Source organism: Pseudomonas sp. PS02303, from assembly GCF_029959925.1.
GTDB lineage: Bacteria > Pseudomonadota > Gammaproteobacteria > Pseudomonadales > Pseudomonadaceae > Aquipseudomonas > Aquipseudomonas mandelii.
Genome location: NZ_JASCOM010000174.1, coordinates 1 through 12,575, shown reverse-complemented (window position 1 = coordinate 12,575; position 12,575 = coordinate 1). Strand labels below are relative to the sequence as shown.

Genomic DNA, 12,575 nt, shown 5'->3' with positions numbered 1-12,575 from the left:
CTGCTGTTGTGCAGGGCTGCGTTGCTCGAAGCTTATTTGGAATGACCAAACCACGCTTCTCGCGCCTTGGCCTGCACAACAGCAGACCCGGCGCGGCGGGGTAATCAGCTGAGAACGCCCCCTCTGTCCAGGCCGTTTTCATTTGTGCTTCAGTGTCTTAGATAAATCTCCTGTTACGTAAGCCGAAGGTAAATTGCCGGTAAAGGCGCTTTGCTTAATACCCACCAGTGCTTATCGTTCAGCCTCCTGTAGAAAGAAGCTCACGCGCCCAATGGTTGATCATTCCATGCAATCCTCCGCTTCCCGTAATCCTCGTCGCTGGCTGCTCGGCCTGCTTGTCCTGTTGGTCATCGCTGGCCTGTGCTGGAAATTCTGGCCCGCCGGCACTGCCAATAAGGACGGTGCTGCGCCGAAAGCCGTGGCCGGCCACACCGGCAAGTCGGGGGGGATGCGTCCTGGCTTCGGCGGGGCGACCGGACCGATCCCGGTGCGCGTGGCGCCGGCGGTCAAGGGTGATTTTCCGCTGTACTACAAGGCGCTGGGCACCGTCACCGCGTTGAACACCATCAATGTGCGCAGTCGTGTTGGCGGCGAACTGATGAAGATTTCCTTCGAAGAAGGGCAGATGGTCAAGGCCGGCGACCTGCTGGCTGAAATCGATCCGCGCCCTTACCAGAACGCCTTGCTCCAGGCCGAAGGCACGCTGCTGCAGAACCAGGCACAACTGAAAAACGCGCAGGTCGACGTCGAGCGTTATCGCGGCCTGTTCAAGGAAGACAGCATCGCCAAGCAAACCCTGGACACCGCCGAAGCACTGGTCGCCCAGTACCAGGGCACGGTCAAGACCAATCAGGCGGCGGTCAACGACGCCAAGCTCAATCTCGAATTCACCAGGATCCGCGCCCCGATAACCGGGCGCGTGGGTCTGCGGCAGCTGGACGTCGGCAACCTGGTGGCGGCCAACGACACCACGGCGCTGGCGATCATCACCCAGACCCAGCCGATCAGCGTCGCCTTCACCTTGCCGGAAAACAGCCTCGACATCGTCCTGGCACGCTACCGCACCGGCGCCAAATTGCCGGCCGAAGCCTGGGACCGTGGTGACACCAAGTTGCAGGCCACCGGTGTGTTGCAGAGCCTGGACAACCAGATCGACGTGACCACCGGCACCCTGAAACTCAAGGCACGCTACGATAACCGTGATCAGGCGCTGTTCCCCAATCAGTTCGTCAACGTCCACCTGCTGGCCGACACCTTGAAAGACGTGGTGCTCGCGCCATCGGCGGCGATTCAGTTCGGCACTAACGGCACCTTCGTCTACGCCTTGGACGGTGACAAGAAAGTCGCGATCCGCCAGTTGAAAGTCGGTGCCAGTGACGGTGAAAACACTGTGATTACCGAAGGCCTGGCGCCTGGGGACCGTGTGGTCCTCGAAGGCACTGACCGCCTGAAGGAAGGCAGCGAAGTGGAGGTGGTCAACGACACCAAGGACGTGCCGACCACCCCGACCGGGCACCTGCAAGGCAAGTCGGCAGCCAGCTCGGCTGAGCCGGCGACCACCGACAAGGCGAAAAAGGGCGGCGCATGAACATCTCGCGGCTGTTCATCCTTCGCCCGGTCGCCACCACGCTGAGCATGCTGGCCATTATCCTGGCCGGCGTGATTGCTTATCGGCTAATGCCGGTGTCGGCATTGCCTCAGGTGGATTACCCGACCATCCGCGTCATGACGCTGTATCCCGGCGCCAGCCCGGATGTCATGACCAGCGCCGTGACCGCGCCGCTGGAGCGTCAGTTCGGGCAGATGCCCGGCCTGACTCAGATGGCGTCGACCAGTTCCGGTGGCGCGTCGGTGCTGACCCTGCGTTTCAGCCTCGACATCAACATGGACGTCGCCGAACAGCAGGTGCAGGCCGCGATCAACGCTGCGACCAATCTGCTGCCCAAGGACCTGCCGGCACCGCCGGTGTACAACAAGGTCAACCCGGCGGACACCCCGGTGCTGACCCTGGCCATCACCTCCAAAACCATGCTGTTGCCCAAGCTTAACGACTTGGTCGATACGCGCATGGCGCAGAAAATCGCCCAGATCAGCGGCGTCGGCATGGTCAGCATTGCCGGCGGCCAGCGCCAGGCGGTGCGGATCAAGGTCAACCCGGAGGCGTTGGCGGCCAATGGCTTGAACCTGTCGGATGTGCGCACCCTGATCGGCGCGTCCAACGTCAACCAGCCCAAGGGCAACTTCGACGGCCCGACCCGGGTCTCGATGCTCGATGCCAACGACCAGCTGACCTCGCCGAAGGACTATGCCAACCTGATTTTGGCCTACGCCAACGGCGCGCCGCTGCGCCTCAAGGACGTGGCCGAGATTGTCGACGGCGCCGAGAACGAACGCCTGGCGGCGTGGGCCAATGAAAACCAGGCGGTGTTGCTGAACATTCAGCGTCAGCCCGGCGCGAACGTTATCGAGGTGGTCGACCGTATCAAGGCCTTGCTGCCGAGCATCACCGAAAACCTGCCGGCCGGCCTTGACGTCACGGTCCTCACCGACCGCACCCAGACCATCCGCGCCTCCGTCACCGACGTGCAGCACGAATTGCTGATCGCCATCGCGCTGGTGGTCATGGTCACGTTTCTGTTCCTGCGTCGCTTCAGCGCCACGATCATTCCGTCGGTGGCCGTGCCACTGTCGTTGATCGGCACATTCGGCGTGATGTACCTCGCCGGCTTCTCGGTCAACAACCTGACCTTGATGGCCCTGACCATCGCCACCGGTTTCGTGGTGGACGATGCGATCGTGATGCTGGAGAACATTTCCCGGTTTATCGAAGAAGGGGACAGTCCCCTTAATGCGGCGCTGAAGGGCGCCAAGCAGATCGGCTTTACCCTGATTTCCCTGACCCTGTCGTTGATCGCGGTACTGATCCCGCTGTTGTTCATGGCGGACGTGGTGGGGCGCTTGTTCCGCGAATTCGCCATCACCCTGGCGGTGGCGATCCTGATTTCCCTGGTCGTGTCACTGACCCTGACGCCGATGATGTGCGCACGGTTGTTGAAACGTGAACCCAAGGAAGAAGAACAGGGCCGTTTCTACCGGGCCAGCGGCGCGACAATTGATTGGATGATCGCGGCTTACGGCCGCAAGTTAAAGTGGGTTCTCAAGCATCAACCGCTGACGCTGATGGTAGCCATCGGCACCCTGGCGCTGACCGTGTTCCTGTATTTGATCGTGCCCAAGGGCTTTTTTCCGGTGCAGGACACGGGCGTTATCCAGGGCATTTCCGAGGCGCCGCAGTCGATTTCCTTTGCCGCGATGAGCGAGCGGCAGCAGCAACTGGCCAAGGTGATCCTGGCCGATCCGGCGGTGGAGAGCCTGTCGTCCTACATCGGTGTCGACGGCGACAACTCGACGCTCAACAGCGGTCGCCTGCTGATCAACCTCAAGTCCCACAGCAACCGCGACCTGAGCGCCACCGAAGTGATCGCCCGTCTGCAACCGGAACTGGACAAGCTGGTCGGCATTCGCCTGTTCATGCAGCCGGTGCAGGACTTGACCATTGAAGACCGTGTCAGCCGCACGCAATACCAGTTCAGCATGTCTTCGCCAGATTCCGAGTTGCTCAGCCTGTGGAGCGGTCGCCTGGTGGACGCACTGACGCAACGGCCGGAGTTGACCGACGTCGCCAGCGACTTGCAGGACAAGGGCTTGCAGGTCTATCTGGTGATTGACCGCGATGCAGCGTCGCGGGTCGGCGTATCGGTGTCGAACATCACCGATGCGCTGTACGACGCTTTCGGCCAGCGGCAGATTTCCACCATTTACACCCAGGCCAGTCAGTACCGCGTGGTGCTGCAATCGCAGTCCGGCGAGAAGATCGGCCCGGATGCGCTGAACCAGATTCACGTCAAGACCACCGACGGCGGGCAAGTACGCCTGTCCAGCCTGGCGCGCATCGAGGAGCGTCAGGCGCAACTGGCGATCACTCACATCGGCCAATTCCCGGCCGTGATGATGTCCTTTAACCTCGCACCCGGCGTGGCGCTGGGGCACGCGGTGGAAATCATCGAACAAGTGCAGAAAGACATCGGCATGCCGATTGGCGTGCAGACCCAGTTCCAGGGCGCCGCCGAGGCATTCCAGGCATCGTTGTCGAGCACCTTGCTGCTGATTCTGGCGGCGGTGGTGACCATGTACATCGTGCTCGGCGTGCTCTACGAGAGCTACATCCACCCGATCACCATTCTCTCGACCTTGCCCTCGGCGGCGGTCGGCGCCTTGCTGGCCTTGTTGTTGAGCGGCAATGACCTGGGCATGATCGCGATCATCGGCATCATTCTGCTGATCGGCATCGTGAAAAAGAACGCGATCATGATGATCGACTTCGCCCTCGACGCCGAGCGCAATCAGGGCATGGACCCGGAAACCGCGATTTATCAAGCGGCGCTGCTGCGTTTCAGGCCCATCCTGATGACCACCCTGGCGGCATTGTTTGGTGCGGTGCCGTTGATGCTGGCCACCGGTTCCGGCGCTGAATTGCGCCAGCCGTTGGGCCTGGTGATGGTCGGCGGTTTGCTGCTGAGTCAGGTGCTGACGTTGTTCACCACGCCGGTGATCTACCTGTATTTCGACCGTCTCGGTCGGCGCTGGGGTCGCAAGTCTGAAGCCGCGGAAGCGGTAGAGCAGCCATGAACCTGTCCGGACCTTTCATCAAGCGGCCGGTCGCGACCATGCTGCTGAGCCTGGCGATCATGCTGCTGGGCGGCGTGAGCTTCGGCCTGTTGCCGGTGTCGCCGTTGCCGCAGATGGATTTCCCGGTGATCGTGGTCCAGGCCAGCTTGCCCGGTGCCAGCCCTGAGGTTATGGCTTCGACCGTGGCCACGCCGCTGGAACGCTCCTTCGGCGCCATCGCCGGCGTCAACACCATGAGCAGCCGCTCCAGCCAGGGCTCGACCCGGGTGATTTTGCAGTTCGACCTCGACCGCGACATCAACGGTGCGGCCCGGGAAGTGCAGGCGGCGATCAACGCCTCGCGCAACCTGCTGCCGAGCGGGATGCGCAGCATGCCGACCTACAAGAAGGTCAACCCGTCCCAGGCGCCGATCATGGTGCTGTCGCTGACCTCCGACGTGCTGGAAAAAGGCCAGCTCTATGATTTGGCCTCGACGATCCTGTCCCAGAGCCTGTCCCAGGTGCAGGGCGTCGGTGAGGTGCAGATCGGCGGCAGCTCCCTGCCGGCGGTGCGCATCGAACTCGAACCCCAGGCGCTCAACCAGTACGGCGTGGCCCTGGACGATGTGCGCAACACCATCGCCAATGCCAACGTGCGCCGGCCCAAGGGCTCGGTCGAAGACGGCCAGCGGCTGTGGCAGGTGCAGGCCAACGATCAACTGGAAAAGGCCAAGGATTACGAATCGCTGATCATCCACTACGCCGACGGCGCGGCATTGCGCCTGAAAGACGTGGCCAAGGTCAGCGATGGCGTCGAGGACCGTTACAACAGCGGCTTCTTCAACAATGACGCGGCGGTGCTGCTGGTGATCAACCGCCAGGCTGGTGCGAACATCATCGAGACGGTCAACGAAATCAAGGCTCAGCTGCCGGCGTTGCAGGCGGTGCTGCCGGCCAGCGTCAAGCTGAACCTGGCGATGGACCGTTCGCCGGTGATCAAGGCGACGTTGCACGAAGCGGAAATGACCCTGCTGATCGCCGTGGCGCTGGTGATTCTGGTGGTGTTCCTGTTCCTCGGTAACTTCCGCGCCTCGCTGATTCCGACCCTGGCGGTGCCGGTGTCGCTGGTCGGCACGTTTGCGGTGATGTACCTGTACGGGTTCTCCCTGAACAACCTGTCGCTGATGGCGCTGATCCTGGCCACCGGGCTGGTGGTGGACGACGCCATCGTGGTGTTGGAGAACATTTCCCGGCACATCGATGAAGGCGTGCCGCCGATGAAGGCCGCCTACCTGGGGGCTGAGGAAGTCGGCTTCACGTTACTGTCGATGAACGTCTCGCTGGTGGCGGTGTTCCTGTCGATCCTGTTCATGGGCGGGATTGTCGAAAGCCTGTTCCGCGAGTTTTCCATCACCTTGGCAGCGTCCATCGTGGTCTCGCTGGTGGTCTCGCTGACGCTGACGCCGATGCTCTGCGCCCGTTGGCTCAAGCCGCACACGCCGGGGCAGGAAAACCGTTTGCAGCGCTGGAGCCAGCGGGCCAACGAGTGGATGGTCGGCAAATACGCCACCAGCCTCGACTGGGTGCTGCGTCACCGCCGGCTGACCTTGCTCAGTCTGATCGTGACAGTCGGCGTTAACATTGCGTTGTATGTCGTTGTTCCTAAAACGTTTATGCCGCAACAAGACACCGGCCAACTCATCGGTTTTGTGCGCGGCGACGACGGTCTGTCGTTCAGCGTCATGCAGCCGAAAATGGAAACCTTCCGCCGTGCCGTGCTCAAGGACGATGCGGTGCAAAGCGTCGCCGGGTTCATCGGCGGCACCAACGGCACCAACAACGCCTTCATGCTGGTGCGCTTGAAGCCGATCAAGGAACGCAACATTTCCGCGCAGAAAGTCATCGAGCGCCTGCGCAAGGAAATGCCCAAGGTCCCTGGTGCGCAGTTGATGCTGATGGCGGACCAGGACTTGCAGTTCGGCGGGGGGCGTGAACAGACCACGGCGCAGTATTCCTACATTTTGCAAAGCGGTGATCTGGGCGCATTGCGCCAGTGGTACCCGAAAGTCGTCGCCGCATTGAAAGCGTTGCCAGAGCTGACGGCGATCGATGCCCGTGAAGGTCGGGGCGCCCAGCAAGTGACGCTGATCGTCGACCGCGATCAGGCGAAACGCTTGGGGGTCGACATGGACATGGTCACCTCGGTGTTGAACAACGCCTACAGCCAGCGGCAGATCTCGACGATTTACGACAGCCTCAACCAATACCAGGTGGTGATGGAGGTCAATCCGAAATACGCCCAGGACCCGATCACGCTCAAGCAGGTGCAAGTGATCACCGCTGACGGCGCGAGAATTCCGCTGTCGACCATCGCGCACTATGAAAACAGTCTGGAAGATGACCGGGTCAGCCATGAAGGCCAGTTCGCCTCCGAAAGCATTGCCTTCGACATGGCGGAAGGCGTCACGGTGGAGCAGGGCAGCGCCGCCATCGAGCGCGCAGTTGCCAAGGTGGGCCTGCCGGAAGATGTCATTGCGAAAATGGCCGGCACCGCCGATGCTTTCGCCGCCACCCAGAAGAGCCAGCCGTGGATGATCCTCGGCGCGCTGGTGGCGGTCTATCTGGTGCTGGGCGTGCTGTACGAAAGCTACATTCATCCGCTGACCATTTTGTCGACATTGCCGTCGGCCGGGGTTGGCGCGTTGCTGTCGATCTACGCGCTGGGCGGCGAGTTCAGCCTGATTTCGTTGCTCGGGCTGTTCCTGCTGATCGGTGTGGTCAAGAAAAACGCCATCCTGATGATCGACCTCGCGCTGCAACTGGAGCGCCAGCAGGGCCTGGCACCGCTGGAGTCGATTCGCAGTGCCTGTCTGCAACGTCTGCGGCCGATTCTGATGACCACCCTGGCGGCGATCCTCGGCGCGTTGCCGTTGCTGTTGGGCCGTGCCGAAGGCGCGGAAATGCGTCAGCCGCTGGGCCTGACCATCATCGGCGGGCTGATTTTCAGCCAGGTGCTGACCCTTTACACCACCCCGGTGGTTTACCTATATCTCGACAAACTGCGCCATCGCTTCAACAAATGGCGTGGCGTGCGTACCGATGCTGCTCTGGAAACTCCGCTATGACTGACCGTTCGCTTATCAATCTGGCCACGCCACTGGCAGCCGCCCGGGGCTCGCGTTTGTTGAGCCTGGCGCTGTGCGTGGCGATGCTCAGCGCTTGCGCTGTCGGCCCGGACTACCAGCGCCCGCCAGCCGCCGCGCCGGTGCAATACAAGGAAGCCGCCGGCTGGCGTCAGGCCAGCCCGAGTGATTCACTGGCCCGTGGTGCCTGGTGGGAGTTGTATGGCGATCAGCAGCTCAACGGCCTGATCGAAAAACTCAACCGCTCCAACCAGACTGTCGCCCAGTCTGAAGCCCAGTACCGTCAGGCCCAAGCCTTGGTGCGCAGTGCCCGGGGCGCGTTTTTTCCGACGGTGGACCTTACAGTCGGGAAAAATCGTTCCAGCCAGGGCACCGGCAGCAGCAGTTCGAGCCTGACCAGTTCCTCCAGCGGGATTCGCGACACCTACACCGCGCAGGCCGGGGTCAGTTGGGAGGCGGATATCTGGGGCAAATTGCGTCGGGGCCTGGAAGCCGACACTGCCAACGCCGAAGCCAGCTTCGCCGACCTGGCGGCGATGCGCCTGAGCCAGCAATCGGAGCTGGTGCAGAACTACCTGCAATTGCGGGTGATCGACGAACAGAAACGCCTGTTGGAAGCGACCGTCGAGGCCTATCAGCGCTCGCTGAAGATGACCGAAAACCAGTACCGCGCCGGTGTCTCCGGCAAGGACGCGGTGGCCCAGGCGCAGACCCAGCTTAAAAGCACCGAGGCGGACATGGTCGACCTGATCTGGCAGCGTGCCCAGTTCGAGAACGCCATCGCCGTGCTGATCGGGCTACCACCCGCCGAGTTCAACCTGGCCGAAACCAAGACCATCCCGGCATTGCCTGAAGTGCCGCTGGGCCTGCCGTCGCAGCTGCTCGAACGTCGCCCGGACATCGCTTCCGCCGAGCGTTCGGTGATGGCGGCCAACGCCAACATCGGCGTGGCCAAGGCCGCCTACTACCCGGACCTGACCCTGAGCCTGAACGGCGGTTACAGCAGCAGCACCTATGCCAACTGGATCAGCGTGCCGAACCGCTTCTGGTCGGTAGGGCCGCAACTGGCCATGACCCTGTTTGATGGCGGCCAGCGTTCGGCCGAGGTCGATCGCAGTGAAGCGGCCTACGACGAAACCGTCGCCAAGTACCGCCAGACCGTGCTCGATGGTTTCCGCGAGGTGGAAAACTATCTGGTTCAGCTCAAGGTGCTGGAAGACGAAGCCGGCGTGCGTCAGGAAGCACTGGATGCTGCGCGTGAATCCCTGCGGTTGACGCGAAATCAATACAAGGCCGGGTTGATTGCCTACCTGGACGTGGTAGTCATCCAGGCCACGGCGTTGAATAATGAACGTAACGTGTTGAGTCTGTTACAGAGCCGCTTGATCGCCAGTGTGCAGTTGATTGCAGCGCTGGGCGGTGGTTGGGACGGGGCGCTTCGAGTCAGCGAAAACAAATAGCCCTGACACCCAACCCCTTTGTTGATCGTTCCCACGCAGAGCCTGGGAACGATCAACTTGAGCCTTTGGGGCGATCAAACAAGCGTTTCATCGGGTTGATGGCCATTTGATTACTTTGTCAGTGCGTTCTTTTGCGCAATCAGTACAATCGCCCGATTTGCCCTGCCGAGAACGGAAGCAGTACGGGGGGCGATCGCGAGAAGTCACATGCTCATCGGTAGCTATTCCCCCACGCTGGTTATCATTTCGCTCTGTGTAGCGATTCTCGCCTCCTATACCGCGCTCGACCTGACCGAACGCATTGCCACCGCCAAGGGCCGTGCCGTGTTCCTTTGGACCGCGGGCGGCGCCTTTGCCATGGGCGTGGGCGTGTGGTCGATGCACTTTATCGGCATGCTCGCGTTCACCTTGCCCATCGATCTGGGTTACGACTTCAGCCTTACGTCCCTGTCGCTGCTGACCGCGATCCTGTCCTGCGGTTTTGCCCTGTGGCTGGTCAGTCAGCCCCGGTTGCCGTCCTGGCAACTGGCGTTCGGCGCGCTGATCATGGGCGCCGGGATCAGCGCCATGCATTACACCGGCATGGCCGCCATGCGCATGCAGCCGGGCATCGATTACGACCCGACGCTGTTTGGTGCATCGCTGCTAATCGCCGTCGGTGCTTCCGGCGCCGCGTTATGGATCGCCTTCCGCCTGCGCCAGCACACGCCGTATGTGGGCCTGTTTCGCGCCGGTGCGGCGGTGATCATGGGCCTGGCCATCGTCGGCATGCATTACACCGGAATGGCCGCGGCACGCTTCCCGGACGGCAGTTTCTGTGGGGCCGCCCTCAGCGGCTTGAACGGCAAAGGCCTCGACAACCTGGTGCTGATCACCACGCTTGCGGTGTTGAGCATCGCCTTGTTGACCTCGGTTCTCGATGCGCGTCTGGAAGCCCGTACCGCGGATCTTGCGCGCTCGTTGACGCAAGCCAATCGCGAACTGACCCAACTGGCCCTGCACGACACCCTGACCGGGTTGCCCAATCGCATGTTGCTGGCCGACCGTATCGAACAGGCCATGTCCAAGGTTCAGGAGCAGGGCGGTTGCTTTGCGCTGATGTTTATCGACCTCGACGGCTTCAAACCGGTCAACGATGCCTTCGGCCACCACATGGGCGATCAGTTGTTGCGCGAGGTCGGTTTACGTCTGCGCGAAGACATGCGCAGTCAGGACACCTTGGCGCGGATCGGCGGCGATGAATTCGTCCTGCTGGTATGCCTCAGCGAGCCAAATGACGCGCTGAACGTCGCCGCGCGGCAGGTCGGGCTGATCGGCAGTTCGTTCCGGGTCGCCGAGCAAGACCTGCAGATTTCCGCCAGCCTTGGCATCGCGCTGTACCCGGGCAACGGCCAGACCGCCCAGGAATTGCTGATGAACGCCGACGCTGCGATGTACCACGCCAAGGGCGCCGGGAAAAACGGCTACAGCTTCTTCGACGCCTCGATGAACAGCAACGCGCGCAAACAGCTGCAACTGCTCCAGGATTTGCGCAATGCCCTCGATCAGCAGCAGTTCAGCCTCTATTACCAACCCAAGTTCGACGCCAGCAATGGTCGTCCGGTGGGTGCTGAGGCGTTGCTGCGTTGGGAGCATCCGACCCAGGGCATGCTGCTGCCGGACAAGTTTATCGAGCTGGCGGAAAGGACCGGGCTGATCATTCCCATTGGTGAATGGGTGCTGAACGAAGCCTGCCGCCAGATGCGCGAGTGGTACGTGCTCGGCTACACCGACTGGCGCATTGCGGTGAACCTCTCGGCGTTGCAGTTCTGCCATACGGGCCTGGTCAAGAGCGTCTCCAACGCCTTGGCCCGGCATCAGTTGCCGGCCAATAGCCTGACCCTTGAAATCACCGAAACCACCGCCATGAGCGATGCCGATGCGAGCATGACGGTGCTTCAGGAACTTTCGGAAATGGGCGTCGATCTGTCCATCGATGACTTCGGCACGGGTTATTCGAGCTTGATGTACCTCAAGCGCCTGCCGGCCAATGAGCTGAAGATCGACCGCGGTTTTGTCCGCGATCTGGAACACGACAGTGACGACGCCGCCATCGTGTCCGCCATCGTCGCGCTCGGCCAGGCGCTGGGTTTGCGCATTGTCGCCGAAGGCGTCGAGACCGGTGTCCAGCAAGACTTCCTGACCAAACTCGGTTGCGATTCGTTGCAGGGCTACCTGCTCGGGCACCCGCTACCGGCGGATCGCTTCATGGCCGACATCGTCCGTGGTGAACGATGGGTGCCTGTGGCCGCTGTCGAGCCTGCCTGATCGTGAGGGGCGACGGCGTCTACAGAGACCCCAATGCACACAGCGTTGGCGAGTTCAGTTGATGTGAGTCCATGCAAAAGCCGGCAATGGAGGTTATTCTTGCCCCCGATTGCTTACGCGTGAAGGGGAAGTCAACATGGACAAAGTCATTGTCATCACCGGCGGCGGCCGTGGTATCGGCGCGGCAACCGCGCTGTTGGCTGCAGGGCTTGGTTATCGGGTCTGTATCAACTATCAGTCCGACGAATCGGCTGCACAAAGCGTCCTGGAGCAAGTTCGGGCACTGGGTGCTCAAGCCATTCTCGTGCGTGCCGACGTCAGCATCGAAGACGAAGTGATCAGTCTGTTCCACCGCGTGGACACCGAACTGGGGCGCGTCACGGCGCTGGTGAATAACGCCGGCACCGTGGGTCAAAAATCCCGCGTCGACGAAATGTCTGAGTTCCGCATTCTCAAAACGCTCAAGACCAACGTCCTGGCACCGATCCTCTGCGCCAAGCACGCGATCATGCGCATGTCGCCCAAGCATGGCGGGCAGGGCGGCAGCATCGTCAATGTGTCCTCTGTAGCCTCGCGTCTGGGTTCACCCAACGAATACGTGGATTACGCAGCGTCAAAAGGCGCGCTGGACAGCTTCACCATCGGCCTGTCCAAAGAAGTGGCGGGCGAAGGCATTCGCGTCAACGCGGTGCGGCCAGGCTTTATTTACACCGACTTCCATGCGCTGAGCGGTGATCCGGATCGGGTCAGCAAGCTGGAATCGGCGATCCCGATGGCCCGCGGTGGACGGCCGGACGAAGTGGCCGAGGCGATTATCTGGTTGCTGTCGGACAAGGCTTCTTATGCGACCGGGACTTTTGTTGACCTGGGTGGTGGGCGTTAATCCTTAAGATTTGTATTGTCCGGCCCGGCCCCTTCGCGAGCAGGCTCGCTTCCACAGTGGATTGATGTGAACACAGTATTTGTGAACGACACTAAATTCCTGTGGGGGCGAGCC

Annotated in this window: 6 protein-coding genes; all 6 read left to right on the top strand. The window is 61.6% G+C overall.

Features of this window, described 5'->3' with window-relative positions; translation table 11 throughout:
- The first annotated feature begins 271 nt into the window (after positions 1–271).
- A complete protein-coding gene (locus QMX98_RS25745) occupies positions 272–1,588 on the top strand; it encodes an MdtA/MuxA family multidrug efflux RND transporter periplasmic adaptor subunit (RefSeq protein ID WP_282411564.1) in 1,317 nt (438 codons plus the stop codon).
- On the top strand, positions 1,585–4,689 hold the full coding sequence (locus QMX98_RS25740; RefSeq protein WP_282411563.1) for an MdtB/MuxB family multidrug efflux RND transporter permease subunit: 3,105 nt from the start codon (positions 1,585–1,587) through the stop codon (positions 4,687–4,689). Before QMX98_RS25745 ends, QMX98_RS25740 begins: the two co-directional genes overlap by 4 nt.
- A complete protein-coding gene (locus QMX98_RS25735) occupies positions 4,686–7,793 on the top strand; it encodes an efflux RND transporter permease subunit (protein WP_010459913.1) in 3,108 nt (1,035 codons plus the stop codon). Before QMX98_RS25740 ends, QMX98_RS25735 begins: the two co-directional genes overlap by 4 nt.
- Positions 7,790–9,271, top strand: a complete 1,482-nt coding sequence (locus QMX98_RS25730; RefSeq protein WP_282411562.1) for an efflux transporter outer membrane subunit — start codon at positions 7,790–7,792, stop codon at positions 9,269–9,271. Before QMX98_RS25735 ends, QMX98_RS25730 begins: the two co-directional genes overlap by 4 nt.
- A 207-nt stretch (positions 9,272–9,478) precedes the next feature.
- Positions 9,479–11,578: an EAL domain-containing protein gene (locus tag QMX98_RS25725; RefSeq protein WP_282411561.1), complete on the top strand. Its 2,100-nt coding sequence runs from the start codon at positions 9,479–9,481 to the stop codon at positions 11,576–11,578.
- A 136-nt stretch (positions 11,579–11,714) separates the two neighbouring features.
- Positions 11,715–12,461 carry an SDR family oxidoreductase gene (locus QMX98_RS25720; protein ID WP_010459916.1) on the top strand — a complete coding sequence of 249 codons (747 nt, stop codon included), beginning with the start codon at positions 11,715–11,717 and terminating at the stop codon, positions 12,459–12,461.
- Positions 12,462–12,575: the final 114 nt, after the last annotated feature.

Bases quoted from the DNA above. Each gene is read 5' to 3' on its own strand.
- QMX98_RS25745 (WP_282411564.1), top strand. From the start codon at position 272: ATGGTTGATCATTCCATGCAATCCTCCGCTTCCCGTAATCCTCGTCGC.
- QMX98_RS25740 (WP_282411563.1), top strand. From the start codon at position 1,585: ATGAACATCTCGCGGCTGTTCATCCTTCGCCCGGTCGCCACCACGCTG.
- QMX98_RS25735 (WP_010459913.1), top strand. From the start codon at position 4,686: ATGAACCTGTCCGGACCTTTCATCAAGCGGCCGGTCGCGACCATGCTG.
- QMX98_RS25730 (WP_282411562.1), top strand. From the start codon at position 7,790: ATGACTGACCGTTCGCTTATCAATCTGGCCACGCCACTGGCAGCCGCC.
- QMX98_RS25725 (WP_282411561.1), top strand. From the start codon at position 9,479: ATGCTCATCGGTAGCTATTCCCCCACGCTGGTTATCATTTCGCTCTGT.
- QMX98_RS25720 (WP_010459916.1), top strand. From the start codon at position 11,715: ATGGACAAAGTCATTGTCATCACCGGCGGCGGCCGTGGTATCGGCGCG.